General features: G+C 57.2%; 17 protein-coding genes and 1 pseudogene. 10 read left to right on the plus strand and 8 right to left on the minus strand.

Annotated elements, in window-relative coordinates:
* Window positions 1-184 precede the first annotated feature (184 nt).
* From tnpA to AC1RT6_RS10185, 8 genes are all read left to right on the plus strand, one after another.
* Window positions 185-706, plus strand: coding sequence for an IS66 family insertion sequence element accessory protein TnpA (gene tnpA / locus AC1RT6_RS10150; RefSeq protein WP_079448504.1), 522 nt, complete (start codon window positions 185-187; stop codon window positions 704-706).
* On the plus strand, window positions 703-1,062 hold the full coding sequence (gene tnpB / locus AC1RT6_RS10155; RefSeq protein WP_009800277.1) for an IS66 family insertion sequence element accessory protein TnpB: 360 nt from the start codon (window positions 703-705) through the stop codon (window positions 1,060-1,062). Before tnpA ends, tnpB begins: the two co-directional genes overlap by 4 nt.
* Before the next feature lie 71 nt (window positions 1,063-1,133).
* Window positions 1,134-2,675 (plus strand): IS66 family transposase, encoded by a 1,542-nt coding sequence (gene tnpC, locus AC1RT6_RS10160; protein WP_309775072.1) that lies wholly within the window; start codon window positions 1,134-1,136, stop codon window positions 2,673-2,675.
* A 242-nt stretch (window positions 2,676-2,917) separates the two neighbouring features.
* Window positions 2,918-3,199: a hypothetical protein gene (locus tag AC1RT6_RS10165; RefSeq protein WP_472790357.1), complete on the plus strand. Its 282-nt coding sequence runs from the start codon at window positions 2,918-2,920 to the stop codon at window positions 3,197-3,199.
* Window positions 3,142-4,743, plus strand: a complete 1,602-nt coding sequence (locus tag AC1RT6_RS10170; protein ID WP_472790359.1) for a site-specific DNA-methyltransferase — start codon at window positions 3,142-3,144, stop codon at window positions 4,741-4,743. Before AC1RT6_RS10165 ends, AC1RT6_RS10170 begins: the two co-directional genes overlap by 58 nt.
* Window positions 4,736-5,173 (plus strand): DUF5681 domain-containing protein, encoded by a 438-nt coding sequence (locus tag AC1RT6_RS10175; protein ID WP_309775070.1) that lies wholly within the window; start codon window positions 4,736-4,738, stop codon window positions 5,171-5,173. Before AC1RT6_RS10170 ends, AC1RT6_RS10175 begins: the two co-directional genes overlap by 8 nt.
* A gap of 257 nt (window positions 5,174-5,430) precedes the next feature.
* Window positions 5,431-6,453, plus strand: a complete 1,023-nt coding sequence (gene terL, locus AC1RT6_RS10180; protein ID WP_472790362.1) for a phage terminase large subunit — start codon at window positions 5,431-5,433, stop codon at window positions 6,451-6,453.
* Between the two features lie 743 nt (window positions 6,454-7,196).
* Window positions 7,197-7,937 (plus strand): TOPRIM nucleotidyl transferase/hydrolase domain-containing protein, encoded by a 741-nt coding sequence (locus tag AC1RT6_RS10185; protein ID WP_493029499.1) that lies wholly within the window; start codon window positions 7,197-7,199, stop codon window positions 7,935-7,937.
* A gap of 333 nt (window positions 7,938-8,270) precedes the next feature.
* Here the strand turns inward: AC1RT6_RS10185 and AC1RT6_RS10190 are convergent, their stop codons facing one another.
* The 6 genes and pseudogenes from AC1RT6_RS10190 to AC1RT6_RS10215 form a co-directional block, all read right to left on the minus strand.
* Window positions 8,271-8,513 (minus strand): CsbD family protein, encoded by a 243-nt coding sequence (locus tag AC1RT6_RS10190; RefSeq protein WP_079445946.1) that lies wholly within the window; start codon window positions 8,511-8,513, stop codon window positions 8,271-8,273.
* Between the two features lie 733 nt (window positions 8,514-9,246).
* Window positions 9,247-9,612 (minus strand): hypothetical protein, encoded by a 366-nt coding sequence (locus tag AC1RT6_RS10195; RefSeq protein WP_139372838.1) that lies wholly within the window; start codon window positions 9,610-9,612, stop codon window positions 9,247-9,249.
* Between the two features lie 598 nt (window positions 9,613-10,210).
* Window positions 10,211-10,894: an integrase core domain-containing protein gene (locus tag AC1RT6_RS10200; protein WP_244553427.1), complete on the minus strand. Its 684-nt coding sequence runs from the start codon at window positions 10,892-10,894 to the stop codon at window positions 10,211-10,213.
* 407 nt (window positions 10,895-11,301) lie between these two features.
* A pseudogene (locus AC1RT6_RS10205) lies at window positions 11,302-11,747 on the minus strand (TolC family protein); the annotation flags it as partial.
* 53 nt (window positions 11,748-11,800) lie between these two features.
* Window positions 11,801-13,441 carry a chaperonin GroEL gene (gene groL / locus AC1RT6_RS10210; RefSeq protein ID WP_079445950.1) on the minus strand — a complete coding sequence of 547 codons (1,641 nt, stop codon included), beginning with the start codon at window positions 13,439-13,441 and terminating at the stop codon, window positions 11,801-11,803.
* A gap of 136 nt (window positions 13,442-13,577) precedes the next feature.
* Complete coding sequence (locus AC1RT6_RS10215; RefSeq protein WP_011509709.1) at window positions 13,578-13,895, minus strand: co-chaperone GroES; 318 nt, start codon at window positions 13,893-13,895, stop codon at window positions 13,578-13,580.
* 210 nt (window positions 13,896-14,105) lie between these two features.
* On the opposite strand from AC1RT6_RS10215, the gene AC1RT6_RS10220 reads away from it, so the two are divergent.
* Together AC1RT6_RS10220 and AC1RT6_RS10225 are read left to right on the plus strand one after the other, a co-directional pair.
* Window positions 14,106-14,393 carry a hypothetical protein gene (locus AC1RT6_RS10220; RefSeq protein ID WP_079445951.1) on the plus strand — a complete coding sequence of 96 codons (288 nt, stop codon included), beginning with the start codon at window positions 14,106-14,108 and terminating at the stop codon, window positions 14,391-14,393.
* A 115-nt stretch (window positions 14,394-14,508) separates the two neighbouring features.
* Window positions 14,509-14,721, plus strand: a complete 213-nt coding sequence (locus tag AC1RT6_RS10225) for a hypothetical protein (protein WP_079445952.1) — start codon at window positions 14,509-14,511, stop codon at window positions 14,719-14,721.
* 673 nt (window positions 14,722-15,394) lie between these two features.
* Here AC1RT6_RS10225 and AC1RT6_RS10230 read toward each other — a convergent pair.
* Both AC1RT6_RS10230 and AC1RT6_RS10235 read right to left on the minus strand, forming a co-directional pair.
* Window positions 15,395-15,583 carry a DUF2934 domain-containing protein gene (locus AC1RT6_RS10230; protein WP_079445953.1) on the minus strand — a complete coding sequence of 63 codons (189 nt, stop codon included), beginning with the start codon at window positions 15,581-15,583 and terminating at the stop codon, window positions 15,395-15,397.
* A gap of 356 nt (window positions 15,584-15,939) precedes the next feature.
* Complete coding sequence (locus tag AC1RT6_RS10235) at window positions 15,940-16,191, minus strand: hypothetical protein (RefSeq protein ID WP_079445954.1); 252 nt, start codon at window positions 16,189-16,191, stop codon at window positions 15,940-15,942.
* Window positions 16,192-17,008 lie beyond the last annotated feature (817 nt).

The raw sequence follows: 17,008 nt of genomic DNA on the forward strand, positions 1-17,008 counted from the left end.
GGCTCAGCTGCAGCCATTTTTTATGAAATTCCCTAAATCCCATAACAGGGAATATTTTTTGCGAAACAGGGAAATGATTTCTAGCATCAGCGATATCATGTAAGCGTCCATTTCTCGCACCCTTGTTCGATCGTTAGCGACCCCGATCTGTTCCTGTCTTCAATTTGAAGATGGAGAGAACAGCATGACGAGCGAACATCGAGGGTGGAGGCGTCAAGGCGAGGATTTTTGGCGGGCACATCACGAGGCATGGACGCGTAGCGACTTGAATCAACGTCAGTATTGTGAAGCGCACGGCATTCCGCTCAAGGCGTTTGGCAACTGGCGATCGTTGTTTAAAGTGGAGCCACAGCCGCCCAAGCGGAAGCTGTTGTATCGACGACGCCCCTTAAGTCCTCCCCTTAGTCCGCCGTTAAGTCCCCTCGTAAGTCCGGGGTCTTATCCCTCCTCGACGGCAGCGGAGCCCATTGTTCCAAGACCACGTGAAGGGCATCGGCGACGGTTCAGCGAAGCCGACAAGCGTTGGATTCTTGAAGAGATGATACGGTCCGGCGCGAGCGGCAGCGAGATCTCGCGCCGCTACGGCATCGCTCCGCGCGTTCTGCGCCGATGGAAGCAGGACGTTGCCGCAGCGAAAGAGCTGGGCTTCGTCACTGTGCAGATCGCCGACGGAGCGACACCTGCGGCCGAGAGGGCCATGCCATGACGGCCTTGCTTCCTCCAAACGTAAAGGTGCACCTGGCTCTGGGCTACATCGATATGCGCAAAGGCATCGACGGTCTCGCGATGCTGGCGCAAGGCGTCCTGCACCAGGATCCATTTACCGGACATCTGTTTGTCTTCCGAGGTCGCACCAGGGCCAACCTTATCAAGATCATCTACTGGGATGGCACCGGCTTCTGCCTGTTCACAAAACGGCTCGAGCATGGTGTCTTTCTGTGGCCGCCGAGCATTGCGCCTGGCGAAACGCTGTCGTTGACCTCAGCACAGCTGTCGCTGCTGATCGAAGGTGTCGATTGGCGCGCGCCTGAGCAACGCTGGCGTCCGGCAATTGCCGGATGATCTGCGACCGATTGACTCGATGATGCAAGAAATGCGGCGAGAACGGTGCGAGTCAGTTAGATTCTTCTCGTATGAACGTCGATCTCGCCGCACTGCCCGACGACGTGGAGACGCTGCAAAAGCTGGTGCGTTCGCTTGTAGCCGAGCGCATCAGCCTCAGCAAGGCGAAGGCCGAGATCGAACGGCTCAATCTCATCATCAAGAGGCTGCAGCGCAACCAGTACGGCCGCCGGGCTGAGCGGCTCGATGACGAGCAGTTGCAACTCGGCTTCGAAGACCTCAACGCCGATCTTGCGCGCGTCGAAACTAGCCTTCCGCCTCCGCCAGCCGAGAGCCGTCCCCCGAGGACCCAAAGCGAGCGCCCGAGCCTGCCGGTGCACTTGCCCCGCGAGGATGTCAGGCTCGATGTTGAGCATCAAACCTGCCCTTGTTGCGGCGGCATACTGCACTTGATCGGCGAAACGACGAGCGAGATGCTCGACCATGTGCCGGCGCGACTGCGGGTCATCCGCATCGGCCGGCCGCGCTATGGCTGTCGGGCCTGCGGGACTATCCATCAAGCGCCAGCACCAGAGCGGCCGATCGCCAAGGGGCTGGCCTCCCCGGCTCTGCTCGCCCATGTTCTGGTCTCCAAATACTGCGATCACCTCCCGCTCTACAGGCAGAGCCAGATCTTCGCCCGGCAGGGCGTCACGTTGGACCGCTCGACCTTGGCGAACTGGATCGGCGGCGCCTGCTGGTGGCTGGAGCCCCTTCAATCCAAGCTCGCTGAACACATCTTTGCATCGCAGAAACTGTTCGCCGACGACACGCCGATCCCGGTACTCGATCCCGGCCGCGGCCGCACCAAAACTGGCCGGTTGTGGGTGTACGCCCGCGATGACCGGCCTTGGAACGGACCGGATCCGCCAGCCGCGGTCTATCTCTACACTCCGGATCGCAAGGCTGAGCGTCCCGCTGCTCATCTGGCCAACTTCAGCGGCATCGTTCAGGTCGACGGTTATCCCGGGTTCGATCGGCTTCGCGACGGCGGTACCATCCAGCTCGCAGCTTGTTGGGCTCACGCCAGGCGGAAGTTCTACGAGGTGCAGCAGGCGACCGCCTCGCCTGTCGCGACCGAAGCGCTGCGACGCATCGCCGAGCTTTACGTGATCGAGGCCGCCATCCGCGGCCAGACCGCGGAAGCACGGCAAAGCATGCGTCGATCAAAGTCGTTGCCTCTGGTCACGGCGATGAAAGCATGGCTCGAAATGCAACTCGCCCAAATCCCGCCGCGCGGCGGGCTCGCCAATGCCACTCGCTATGCCCTGAGCCGCTGGGATGCTCTTTGCTGCTTCCTCAATGACGGCCGCATCGAGCTCGACACTAACACCGTCGAACGCGCCATTCGTCCGGTCACGCTCGGACGAAAGAACCACCTGTTCGCCGGATCAGATGGCGGGGCTCAGCGCTGGGCCACAGTCTGCTCCCTCATCACCACGGCAAAGCTAAATGACGTCGAGCCCTTCACCTATCTCAAGGACATCCTTGAACGCATGTCGGCCGGTCATCCCATGAGCCGGCTCGATCAGCTCTTGCCATGGAACTGGCGCCCGGCAACTATCCTCAACTAAGATAACGTGTCAGGAATAGACGCTTACGATATCATTTGGCCGTGAGCGCCCCTCTGGGTCCACAAAACAGGACCGGGTCCGTGCAACAATTAGTGGCGCCGGTCCGGATCGCGGTTGATCAAAAGCTTCGTTCCCGCGCTTCAATACCATTGTTGATCCCCTACCCAATGGGCTTGATTTCAGGTCGAACCATTGGCATATGGACGCTGCGTTCGTGACGGTTGTTGACCATCTGAGCGGAGATGAAAAAGCGCAGGAGTGCTTTTTCTTGGGCGGATTTCCGCCTTTCCGTTTTGATTGAGGTCGCAACAATGTCTGAAAACGTTTTCTTCCGTCTGAACCACGAACTCAACCTCATCACACGCACGTTCAATGTAACGTACGCGCGATTGGATCTGCGCGGGTTTCATAGACGTATCCGCATTACTGCGCGGAAGACGGTTTCGTCGAAGTACGAAATTGAAAAATGGGTGCGCGACGCAGTCGGCTGGGTTCAGCGCAACCGGGCTGGGGGACGAGATTGATGTCCCGGAACCCAAAGACCGTCAGAGCACGGAAAATTACAGACCTCTTAGAAACAGCCTCACCGTCCTATCTCAAGGATGCGACGACGCTTCAGACTCGTGAAGGAATTCCAGAGATCAAGCTGATTCCGATCGCGACCCTTCGTCCCAATCCGAGAAACGCACGGAAGCACTCGAAAAAGCAGATTAGGCTGATCAAGGCGAGCATCGATACGTTTGGCCAGATAAAGCCTGTCATCGTCGACGACAACGATATGATTCTCGCGGGGCACGGCTTTGTCGAAGCAGCACGACTCGCAGGGCTTACGCGAGTGTCCGTTTTACGGTTCAGTCATCTCACCGAGACACAGAAGCGAGCCTATCTCATCGCCGACAACAGGATTGCCGAACAGGCCGGCTGGGATCGGGAAATACTCGCGATCGAATTCGAAGAGTTGTTAGAACTGATGCCAGCTGAGGGCTTTGATGTTTCGCTGACCGGATTTGAAACGGCTGAAATCGATTTGCTGCTGGCCGACATGGCTCAAACAGAACAAGAGCCGGAGGATTCTGTTCCGCCATTCCCGCGCAATCCAGTAACCCAACGAGGAGACCTGTGGTTACTGGGCAAACACCGTCTGCTCTGCGGCGACGCGCGACTCTCTGGGAATTTCCAACGCTTAATGAACGGGATGTCCGCTTCGGCAGTATTTTGCGATCCACCCTATAACCAACGCGTCAGCGCCATTGGGGGCCGCGGTCGCATTCAGCATCCGGAATTCGCCTTCGCCTCTGGTGAAATGTCCCCAACTCTGTTTCGGCAATTTCTCTCAGAAACCCTTGGAAACGGCGTTAGCATCTCAGCAGGAGGCGCCGTGCACTTTGTCTGTATGGACTGGCGTCACATCGAGATCCTGATCGAGGTTGGTCGCAAGCTCTTTGGGACGATGTTGAATCTCGTGGTCTGGAACAAGTCCAACGCAGGCCAGGGTTCGTTCTACAGATCACAGCATGAACTGATCGGCGTGTTTCGGGTTGGCGGCCAGGCGCACCGCAACAATGTTGAATTGGGCCGTTTCGGGCGCAATCGATCCAACGTCTGGACTTATGCAGGAGCAAATGCATTCAGCCGAAACCGGATGAAGGATCTTGCCAGCCACCCTACTGTGAAGCCTGTTGCGCTGGTCGCCGACGCGCTGCTCGATTGTACGCAACGCGGTGATGTTGTCCTGGACCAGTTCGCCGGGTCCGGCACGATATTTCTGGCGGCTGAGAAAATCGGTCGAACAGCCTGTGGCATGGAGTACGAGCCGCGCTATGTCGATGTGGCGATCCAGCGCTGGCAATCTCTGACGAAGCTCGAAGCCACATTAGAAGGCGATGGGCGAACATTTGAGGAGATAGCTGCGCTTCGTCAAGACCAGGAAATCGGCGACTCTCCTCGTGCGGTGGCGGCAGTTCAAAAGACCTGCCCCAAACAGTCCGCAGATCGCAAGAGGGCGATCAATGGCCTGCGTGAGCCGAAGCAGCATCGCTCAAGAAACAAGGAGCGCGGCCATGCGTAGACCCACGCGCTCAAAACCATCGAGTTATTCCGTGGGCTATCGACGCCCACCCAAGGCGACACAATTCCCAAAAGGGACAAGTGGCAATCCCAGGGGACGACCCAAAGGCAGCCGCACGGTCGGTGCGCTGTTGCAGGAGATCCTTCAACAAAAGATCGCCGTCACCGAGAATGGGAGGACCCGCCGACTGCCGGCGTTGGAGGTTATTCTGCGCCGATTAGCCAACGATGCGATGCGGAGCGAACCGAGAGCATTAAAACTCCTGCTCGCTCTCTACGATCGGTACGGGGAGTCGCCAGAAACCGACGTTCGTCTCAATGAAATTCTTGCTGAGGATCGTGAGATCTTGTCGAATTTCCTCGACAAGACCGCAGATCCCAAGGAGGCCAAGAACAAATCCGGCAAGCGGAGAAGCGGCTATGAACACTGACGCTCGGCTCCTGCAGGCATTATTACGTGCTGATTTCAGAGCCTTTCTACAAAAAGTGTTTCAGACCCTGACACCTGGGCAGGCCTATGTCGCCAGCTGGCTTATCGAAGCGATCGCGTTCCAGCTCGAACGCGTCAGACGAGGCGAAATCAAGCGGCTAATCATCAACATGCCTCCGCGCTCTCTGAAGTCAATATCGGCCTCGGTCGCTTTTCCAGCTTTCGTCCTTGGTTTAGATCCTGGACGTCGGATCATATGTGCCAGTTATTCTGGTGATCTGGCCAAAAAGCACTCCAACGATTTTCGGGCCGTCTTGGAATCGTCCTGGTACAAATCAACTTTTCCAACGACAATGGTACAACACCACATTACTATCTCGCCTGGACGACAAGCGTACAGGTGCGATTGTCGTTGTGATGCAGCGCGTACATATGGATGACCTGACCGGATTTCTCACTGAAACCTCCGATGAATGGGAGTTACTCAGCCTACCGGCCATCGCGCTATTCGATGAATGCGTTCCTGTTTGGAATGGCCAGGTACATCAACGCAAAACCGGCGAAGCATTGTCACCTGAACGCGAACCCATTGAGGTTTTGAAGGCTCTACAGCTCCAGCTTGGCAGCGATGCATTCTCTGCCCAGTATCAACAGATGCCGACCCCTCCCGGCGGCGCCATGGTAAAGCGCCATTGGATCCAACGTTACAGTGAATTGCCGCCAACTTCGGAGCGCCTCGTGGTTCTTCAAAGTTGGGACACCGCAAGTAAGGGCGGTCCGGAAAGCGATTGGTCGGTTTGCACGACCTGGATTTTGGCATCCAAAAGGCGATATTTCCTTGTCGATGTTTGGAGAGGTAAGGTCGACTATCCCACGCTCAAAACCAAAATCCGCGAGCTTGCCGACGCCTGGAAGGCCCGCCGCGTTTTGGTTGAAGATGCCGGTGCCGGCATGATGCTCGTTCAGGAACTGACAGGAATGGTCTCCGGCATCGTCGCTGTGAGGCCCGAGGGCGATAAAGCCACGCGCATGGCCGCAGCCTCTGCAAAGTTCGAATCCGGCCAAGCACTCCTACCCGAGCGAGCCGCGTGGCTCCCAGACTTCGAGGCTGAACTTTTCGCGTTTCCCAGCGGTCGGCATGACGATCAGTGTGACTCAATTAGCCAGGCGCTTCTTGATGATAATTTCGGAGCTTTCGCTTGGCTTACGCCGGCGGATTGGCAGAATGTGTTAGCGCAAGCCAGTATTCCGACGAGGTGGGCCCGACGCCGCTGCAGATAAGCCCTCCATGGCGGCGCGGCCGTACCCGCACTTGATGAAGCAGGTGGTGCAGTGGGCGCTGGAGCGGCGGCACGCTGAGTAGGAGCGGAGACACAGATAGGAGGGCCCGTAAGAGCGGTCGTCGTTGTGGGCAGACTGAGGGCTGCGACGGCTGCTGTTGCAAGCGGCAGCGGGGGATCGCTCTGCAGAGTGAGGCGGTACGCTGGGAGCGCGAGGAGGAGTGGCGCTCAACGGTTAAGAAGGACGTTCCCTCCTTTGAGGAGCAATTCTTCCCAAAGGTTTTTTCATAAGTCGTAGATCGATTCCCGCTCGTGGACGAGCGAGCCGACACGCTCGGATCGAGACACTCGAGTCCTGGCAGTCGGTTGTCGAGTGCCTGGCAGTGCGCCCGGACGAATCGTAGTAGGTCGAATCATAGTAGGGCCGCGATTGAGCCAGCGCCTGAGACGCGACAAGAGTGAGGGCGAGAGCGAATAATGTTTGTTTCATTTCATTCCATTCCGTAGACCTGCGAAGGCGAAGGATAGGTCTGCGTGGAACTTCTCTTCCGCCGAATGCTGCCGACGGGTCTGGCGCCGAATGTCCTTCAGCACTTGTTCTGCCGACGCTTTGCCCGGCCCGGATTTCTGCTTCATCTTCGCTCCTTACGGCTACGATGAACCACAAATCCTCCTTTCGTGAAGATCCTCAGTTTGTCTCAGGGGCGCTGACGGGGAACACTCGGACAGGAAAAGACGACCGCGATCGCCAACGATCCCCTAACCCGCTACTCTCGTGTCCTTTCTGGCGTCTTCCATCAAGCTGTTTTCATAGCCGAGTCTGAAAGTGATTGCCTATTTTATCACACCATCCTTCACACGGAGTCTGTATGTGGTTCCAGCGCGCCGGACGTTCTGTTTATTCATGCAGGAGGAAAGAGCCGCATGCGAAAGCTTGCTGGTCTTCTGCGCTCCCTTGATGTTCCGCTATCCGTAATAGCCGATATTGATATACTCAACGATGAGACAACGTTTCGGCAACTGTTCGAAACACTAGGCGGGGACTGGAACGAAATTGAAGGCGACTGGAATTCGCTTAACAACACGGTTGTGAATACAAGGCCGCCGCTGACTGCAGACCAAGTGCGGCACCGGATCCAGACCGAAGTTCAAGACGTAAGCGGAAACAAACCTTTCCCAAAGCAGGTCGAGCGCAACATCAGATCGATATTTCAAAATCTATCGCCGTGGGATCAGATTAAGAAAGTTGGTCGCACTGGATTTGGACGTGGTGCGCCGATCATGATCTTTGACCGGTTGGTTGAATCATGCGGCACGCGAGGTCTCTGGATTGTACCAGTTGGCGAACTTGAAGGGTTTTGTAGGACGATTGAAGCGCGGCACGGGCCAGATTTCACTGAAAAGGTTTTGACACAACGAAACGTCGAAACTGATGCGGCATTGCAAGAGGCACGGGACTTCGTTCGTAAAATATGGCTCGGCTAGCCTGCTGTTATTCCAGCTTGCGGGAAGTCCGTCCGGCCTGACGGATTTGGACCCGCGCTCGCCGCACCCGTCCGGTCGGCCCGGCCATCCCTCGGCCGCCGTTTCCGCCAGTTCGACCTCCCTCGCTCCGCCCAGCAGTTTCAGCAGGACGGCAGGCACCCGCTCTTGGGGGGCCTTGACCGCCATACAGTCCCCCCCTCTGGGCGAGAGGCCCGCGCCTAATCTGAATATCGGATCGCCGCGGAGGAAACCGCGTGGGGTAATAGCAACTCGAATCAGGCCGCCGTCCATCACCAAACGTGTGACACTCGGCGGCCAGAACGTAGCCGGGCCTTAGTATCCCGCCCAGCGCGGCGGTTCTTTCGTGTCAGGCCAAGATTGCGCCTTCGCATACCAGCTGTCGACTTGCTTTTTGACCGTGTCTTCCGAGTACCTGTAGCGCTCCATCAGTTTCTTTTCGAGTCGATCACGATCGCCGGAGATCTCCAAGAGCTCATCGGAACTGAGCTTGCCCCACTGATCTCTGGCCTTATACTTGACCTGATCCCAGTTTTGCTCAATTTGGTTCCAGTCCATATTGTTACCTCCTTCGCGCTAAATTACCGCGAATAGGTCAGAACTAACGAACTCGGACTTCTGTTCCGCCGAGGCGAAGGGCAAATGGTCGCGCATGGACTGCGCAAACAACCGGGCCGACGGGCCTTTATAGAAAACATGTTCCAGACGGAATCTTCCTTTGGTAGTGATCACAATAAAGCCCCTGATGAGGTAACTCACCCGCATTTATCTCAGTTTTCGAGGGCGTTGGGACTTCGCCTCCGCCATCTCACAAGCGGCCACTGGGTCGGGGTTCCATGCGAGACCCCACATCGCAACATCCGCTGACGAAGCAATGCAGCGGCCGTGTAGCCGCGCTGGGGGTCCGGCTCGGCGAGTGCCGTTGCCATGTTGCTCGGCCCGATGTTGCAGGGTGGCGGTTGCCATGGCGGCAGATGCAGGTTCGCGACTTGGCAGTGAACCGCGGCGAACCATCATCGACAACGACGCGGAACGCCTCAAGAGCGCCCAGTGCCTAAGTGGCGATAAGCAGTCAGTAACAGAATATTCCGACTGACATTACATTTCTCGCACATCTCAGCAGCTGAGCAGCAACAAATTTGATTCTCTGCAATTTTGCCGACGCGTCGCCGGGCCTTTGGCGGGCTTTTCGAATCTGGAAGATCAGACGGAAGGCGCTGATGATATCTTTGAATTGCATGGGAGATAACATCAAGACGGCGCCGCTACCTATCAGAAGCGTCGCCCACGACTAGACCCAAATCGGGAAACACATAAAGAGTTCGACGGCTCGCTGATTGATAGTAACTGCCGGGACGCCCTTGGGCCACCACCTAGAAATCGCACCGCAATATAGATTTCCGGGCAAGCCATTGGAGAAGGCGATTGGCGGAACGGGAGTGGCTTTCCACACTCCACCAAAGTATTGATGTTTTGCCGCGTTATCAGGCTCATTGATGTTCTTAAAAAACGCTAACCCTTCTTGTTTTAAGGTGGTGAGGGTATCTTGCGCCAAGCTGAAAGCGAAGGCACCTTGATAACTCGTGAAGCGACTGCAGCTTCCCTCAGCATAAAACCAACCCGTCATTGAGCCGCGAGCAATGGAAATAATTTCCACCGTAATCGTTTCCCGCAATCATTTCCGCACGAAACTAATTTCATTGTTTTCGAGGATGTTTCAGGTCTTGAAAGACATGATGGATGGGCTACAGACAGTGTCTTCGACATTGAGATCGTTGAATAACTCTTGTAGCTGACTTCCCAAAGAAAATAGTCGTGGAAATTGTTATACTCATTTCGGAAGAGAGAGAAGTTGATTTTGAAGTGCTCCCCGAGCTGACCAGCGTGCGCTGGAATTTTTTGGTTTAGGGCTCATGTCTGCAGTGGCGCCGATGAGCCATTCAACAGAGATATCGGCGCCTTGTTACCGATCGCACTGCGTGTGCCGAACCCCGTTGTAATCTCTAAGCCAAGCGGCGATTCTCCAACCGATCCAACTACGGTCGAAGCGGAGACGCCGGCGTCTCATCGAAAACGGATAGCCCACTGCATCGTTTGGCCTGCAGGCCGGCACCGGCGAGTGCTCTTACAACGTCACGCAGATGGACGAGGAAGCCGGCGCCGCCTACGTTTTGCGCGTGAGCATGGCCGCCGGCTTCGACAGTTGGACGGTCATAATGGTTCAGTGACGTGCCCATACTTGTGCCTACTGCAAATTAAATCCGAACATAGTGATGGTGCAGTCCGCCCAGGATCGGATGGCAGATAATGCGTCCAGCTGTCTCGTCGGCGCGTGACATCGGCGCGTCCTTGTTCAATGACAAATGGGTGCGCGTGCTGTTGTAGTAGCTCATGTACGAAAGCAGCACGTGACGCAGATGGCGTTCGCCGAATGCCACGATATGATCAGTGCATTCCCTGCGGATCGATCCGATCAGCCGTTCGGCATATGCATTTTGCCACGGTGAGCGAGGAGACGTCGGGCGGTCGCGAATACCGATGGACCGAACCCGACGCATGAATATTTCGCCGTATGCGCCGTCTCGGTCCCGGATCAGGTAACGAGGGGCCTGCTCCCAGCCACACGCTTGAGTGAGCTGATTGGCGATCCACTCGGCCGTCGGATGCGCGGTGACTCCAAACCACAGGATCTGCCGCCGGCCGTGGCCCATGATCAGCAACCCATAGAGCAGTCGGAACGAGATTGTCGGAACCACGAAAAGGTCCATCGCCGCGATACCGTCAGCATGGTTGCGAAGAAACGTCTTCCAACCCTGCGACGGAGGCGCCCTCCTCCGCGCCATATACTTGGCCACACTGGTCTGGCCGATCTCGATGCCCAGCTTGAGAAGCTCGCCATGGATTCGTGGCGCTCCCCACAACGGGTTGGCGAGGCTCATCTGGAGGATCAACCGGCGAATTTCTAACGGCACAGCCGGTCGACCGCAGCGATGCCTCGATTTCCAGCGCCAATACAAGCTGAAACCGGCACGATGCCAAACGGATCACAGTATCCGGTCGGACGATCGCCAGTGCATCATACATCTTGGGAAACAGCCGGCAGACACCTCCCAATATCAGTCGGTCAATCGAGATGAAGGGAGGTCTGCTGGGACGAGTTCGCCGCAGCACATTGATTTGTTGCCTCAAGACCAGAATTTCTGCCTCAAGCGCAACTCGCGACCGCAGCAGGTCGATCACCGTTCCAAAGATCAGTCTGCACAAATCCAACATCGAGCAGCAGCATCGCGCGATTCCGATCAACCGCCAGCCGGATGGGGTTTGCGACAGGGACAGGTCCATTGTCTTGCATTTGCGAAAAGCGAGGTTGCATCTCTTCGGCGATGATCTTGCGCAGCGGCAACACCTCATGCTGATACTGCGCGGCGATGTCGTAGGTCGAGCGGTACGACCGATACGCATCGCGCGCCTCCGACCGCACGTTGACGGCCTTCTCCGTGAGGCGGTTGAACGCGGCGGCGTATATGGCGTCCGACTTACGCACGCGAGTCTCGCCGCCGTCCTAGACTGGAATGTGAAATTGCACATCGAAGCCGCGCTCGCGGAACAGCGCCCCTCCGGATCACGCGTCCGCCGGTCGATGCCAGCGACGTCGAGCAGCGTGACGAACCGCGTCGCCGTCGTGAGATCAAGCGACTTCGCGAGCACCGCGACTTCCATGCGCGCGATCTGCAGGTCAAGCCGATGAGCGACCGCGCCGACCTCGACGAAGGGCTGCGTCAGCGCAGCAGGCCCGGCGGCGATGCCGGGCCTTTGTCTTTCTTTTACGGTCTGAACGGCTGGACTTAGAAATCCATACCTCCCATGCCGCCGCCCGGGGATATCCCGCCGGCGCCTGCGTTCTTCTTCGGCACTTCGGCCACCATGGCTTCGGTGGTGATCAGTAGGGCCGCGACGGACGCTGCGTTCTGGATTGCCACACGAACCACCTTAGTAGGGTCGATAATGCCCTTGGAGATCAGGTTGCCGTATTCGCCAGTCTGCGAGTCGAAGCCATATGAATATTGCTCCTTCTCGAGGATCTTACCGACGATGATGCTGCCGTCTTCGCCCGCATTAATTGCGATCTGGCGGGCGGGCGCGGAAAGCGCCTTGCGCACAATCTCGACGCCCGTCTTCTGGTCGTCGTTCTGGGTCTTGATGCGCTTGAGCTGCTCGGAAGCACGGAGCAGGGCGACACCGCCGCCCGGCACGATGCCTTCCTCGACTGCCGCGCGGGTGGCGTGCATCGCGTCGTCCACGCGATCCTTGCGCTCCTTCACCTCGACCTCGGTCGCGCCGCCGACGCGGATCACCGCGACGCCGCCCGCGAGCTTAGCGAGACGCTCCTGCAGCTTATCGCGGTCGTAGTCCGAGGTGGTTTCCTCGATCTGCGCCTTGATCTGGTTCACGCGCGCCTCGATGTCGGCCTTCTTGCCGGCCCCGCTGACAATGGTGGTGTTCTCCTTGTCGATCATCACCTTCTTGGCGCGGCCGAGCATCTGCAGCGTGACGTTCTCGAGCTTGATGCCGAGGTCTTCGCTGATCGCCTGACCGCCGGTCAGAATGGCGATGTCCTGCAGCATGGCCTTGCGGCGATCACCGAAGCCCGGCGCCTTGACGGCGGCAACCTTGAGGCCGCCACGAAGCCGGTTGACCACGAGCGTGGCAAGCGCCTCGCCTTCGACGTCTTCGGCAATAATCACAAGCGGTTTGCCGCTCTGCACCACGGCTTCCAACAACGGAAGCAATTCGTTCAACTGAGATAACTTCTTTTCGTTGATGAGGACGTAGGCATCTTCCATTTCAACGCGCATCTTGTCGGCGTTGGTGACGAAGTAGGGCGAGATATAGCCGCGGTCGAACTGCATGCCCTCGACCACCTCGAGTTCGGTCTCGAGCGACTTGGCTTCTTCAACCGTGATGACGCCCTCGTTGCCGACCTTCTTCATGGCGTCGGCAAGGAACTTACCGATTTCCGTGTCGCCATTGGATGAAATGGTACCGACCTGGGCGATTTCGTCGTTCGAGGTGACCTTCTTGGAGTTCTTGACGAGGTCGGCGACCACGGCTTCCACCGCGAGGTCGATCCCGCGCTTCAGGTCCATCGGGTTCATGCCGGCGGCGACCGACTTGGCGCCTTCCTTCACAACCGCAGCCGCCAGAACCGTTGCGGTGGTGGTGCCGTCGCCGGCAGCATCCGCGGACTTGGAAGCGACTTCGCGCACCATCTGCGCGCCCATGTTCTCGAACTTGTCCTCAAGCTCGATTTCCTTGGCGACGGTGACGCCGTCCTTGGTGATGCGCGGCGCACCATAGGGCTTGTCGAGCACGACGTTGCGGCCCTTCGGACCAAGCGTGACCTTCACCGCATTGTTGAGAATCTCGACGCCGCGCAGCATGCGGTCGCGAGCATCGACGCCGAATTTGACTTCTTTGGCTGACATAATGATCTCCGTTTTCGTCAGATCCCAAAGACCGCGCGATTGGACGGTTTCTTGAGAAATGAGATTTGGATTGCGAGCCTTATCCTTCGAGACTCCGGCTGCGCCGACTCCTCAGGATTAGGAAAAATGGCTATGCTTACGCGGCCTTCTTCTTGGCGGCGGGCAGATCGGTGAGAACGCCCATGATGTCGCTTTCCTTCATGATCAGGAGATCCTGACCGTCGAGCTTTACCTCGGTGCCGGACCACTTGCCGAACAGCACGCGATCGCCGACCTTGAGATCGATCGGGATCAGGTTGCCTGCCTCGTCACGGCCACCAGGCCCGACGGCAGTGATTTCGCCCTGAGAGGGCTTTTCCTTGACCGTATCCGGAATGATGATGCCGCCAGCGGTTTTGTCTTCGGCGTCGATACGCTTGACCACGACGCGATCGTGAAGCGGACGGAAGTTCATGCGATCCTACTTTGCTGTTGGGATTCTGGAATTGGCAGTCGTAATGAACGAGTGCCAGCCGCTCCTGACATAAGCCCGGAACGCTAGCGCACAAGATCTGCGACCGCGATATTTCCGGCTTTCGGCGCCGACCGCATGCATGTGCCAGCGGGGACGGAGATCACATCGCCATTGCGAACCGGGCGCCATTGCACCTTATCGGCGATGGAGATGTCTTCGATCGAGGTACGCAACATCGCTGATGACGGCGGATTTCAAACCAACGGCAACCCGCGCGCCGGCTTCGAAAATATCAGGGCTGCCCTCTTACCGTTCGGCAGAAGGGCTGATGGGAGCATGAGGATAAGCGATGATGACGATGCCGAGAAGCAGATACAGGAGATACTCGCGCGCTTCAGCGACGGGCCCGAAAGCACCGACGTGAAGGTGCCGCAGGTCAAGGATACCCTGGAGGCATTCCTGGAAGCGCGTCCGGCAGGCGCGAGGAGCGGCAGCTGATCGTGCTCGACAAGCTCCCCTGATCGACGCTTCGTTCAAGGACTTTCGGAGCAGGCGGAGCTAGCTATGTGGGCGCGCGGTCACCATATCAGATAGGCCTCAGAGGACCATATAGATGGATGACATAGAAGTTCGGGTGACGGAAATCGTCGCGCAGTACGGCGACCTGACGCAGGGCTCGGAGTCGCGGGCAAACGAGTTCAAGAAGACTGTTCAGGACTTCATAGAACACGGCCCCGGCATGCCCGAACAGCGGCGCCAGGCATTGCTCAGGCATATGAAGGGCTGGGACCGCAAGTATAGAGACTTCCTGATTAGCCCGAACTGAACGTTAGGGTGGGAATAGCGAAGCTTGCGCGGCTCGAGGCGTGGTAGACGTCACATATGCCTTTGTTTGAAACAATGACGATTGCGCGTGTGCATTTTACCGATGTGGTAGAATTCATCTGCGCCATTGTTGGCGGAGACATACCGAATACGAGCCGTTCTGCGAATGCGGGGCAGCTTTAATTGTTTATGCGCCAATTCCGCCTTCCCAGGCCATCCGCTCCGTTCAACGGATGTAAACCACACAGCGCGTAAACTGATAGCGGCTCGTTGAAAACTGAATAGGGATAAGAACAATCAACATCAATGGAAGAAAACTACGGATCCGATCTCAGCGGTGCTCTCGAAGCGTTGCGTGACGGCCGCAAAATCCCTCGCAAGAGCTGGACCGCCTACCACTCACTCGGCCTTCAGACGCCGGACGAGCAATCAGCTAACACTATTCGCTACACAAGAAGATCTGCGCTCGCTGCAAGAGCGACAAGACATAAACCTGCATAATAAGCGGCACCCGAAGAACGGCCGCTATCTAAGCATGTCCGATAACGACTTTGCTCGCTTTGCCGACGGTGCCACCACCGCTACCATTGGCTCAATGGCGTGCACCAAAACATGCAGCGGCAATCGGTGAGATTTATCGAGGATAGGTATCAGAGATAACAGTGGGCTCGTGGTCAATCTGAAGATTCGTGCGCATCGGGATTGGATCGTTCTTGCTCGCGCAGCTCCTCTTCGGCCTGAGCATAGAACTCTTCGCCTTCAGGACTGCCGGCCTCTTCCCATAGTTGATTGGCGCGGAAGGTGATCTGGGCGTTGTGTGAGGCGTCTATGGGGCTTCCTGCTTTCTGCGACGGGCGGCGCACGGCCCCGCGGGACTCTTGGGGGCAAAAGGTGCGGGACCGTGCGGGATCCTAGGGGGATAGGGCCCTCGACTTGATATGTAGGTCCGTTCCTTTTTTGTTAGTGCCTTAGACCAAACATTGCACAGCAAGTCTCGCAGAATTGATCGCGCGGCGATACGGCAAGCGCATCAGCAGTTTCACTGTCCGCGGCGGCGGGTTCGAAGAGCACGCGATCGATTTTGAGGAAATTGCTCTGCATCACGCGGGTTACGGCTGACCGCTCGAATGGCGGACGTCACACCACGCGACCACAACGCACCTGCGAGCGCCAGCCGGATTGTATGGTCTCCAGTGGATGAGCGTGACTACTTACTGGATTAACGCATCGCATCGACTTTGGTGCGGACTTTAGTTTCGGCGTTGTATACTTCTACGCGAAGTATTGGAAATCTTACCAGTAGCTCAGCACCAGCCGCCTTAGCGACTTCCTCATCGGCAAAGTTAGCCTTCAGCTTTCCGTCCACGACCATTGCAAAACCTGCGGTCGGGATGATATCCGCGCGTTGAGTGTTCCGAGGCCGAAGTTCCTCAGGCTGAGTTTCTTCCTGCTTATCTTTTAAGGGTTTCACGGCTGCCTATTTTTGTTGGGTCAATTGTATGTGGTGATGACTCCCAGCAAAAACAACCGCGACCGACAGAGGATCAGCCCGTCGAACCTTCAACTTTCCTTACCGGACGCAATCCAATTCGGCGTTTCGTTCATTGGCTCATGTACCAAATGGCGATCCCGACAAAAATGGTGACGATCACGCCGACGCCGTAGCGCACCCACTTTGGTATCGAGTCCCACATCCAGCACCGCCGTTCATTTGCAGCGAATAACCGATATTAATCGATTTCCACCGAAACGCGCCAGTTGCAACACGTGTTGGCAAAGCTGACCGGCGACACCCCCCGTGCTCGCGCCGATTGATTGGGTGGCTCGGCGGCTGGAGCGGCAAGTAACCGGCCTGTCGCGGACAGCGGGAGCGTATGGTGGAGAAAGCGAGGGAGGGCGGCGCAATGGGAACATGGCGCCGCAGCAATTAGGCGAACTTGGCCGGCGTTTTAACCGAGCAAGTTCGCCCACAAACATCATAGTTGCGGCCCCGACGCCAGGCATCGAACGCGGGCGCGGCTATTGCCGTGCAGGACTTTCCTGTGATCGCGCCGCAAGCGGTTTGCAAGAACGAAATTTCCTATTATCGCGCAACTCCCATTGCGATCACGCGCTCATACCCCCACTTTCCTAAAGAGCGTCCAGAATTTTAGTCCTTACAGAAGTCAACCCCCACAGTTCACGACAATGTGGGTATGTGTGGGAGGTTGTTATGTCGCTTCAGACACCATCCCGCGTCCGGGACTGGCTTGTTCCGCCGATTGTTATTCCTCTGTTCCTTGGCCTCG

This window comes from Nitrobacter sp. MLSD-S21, assembly GCF_058809865.1.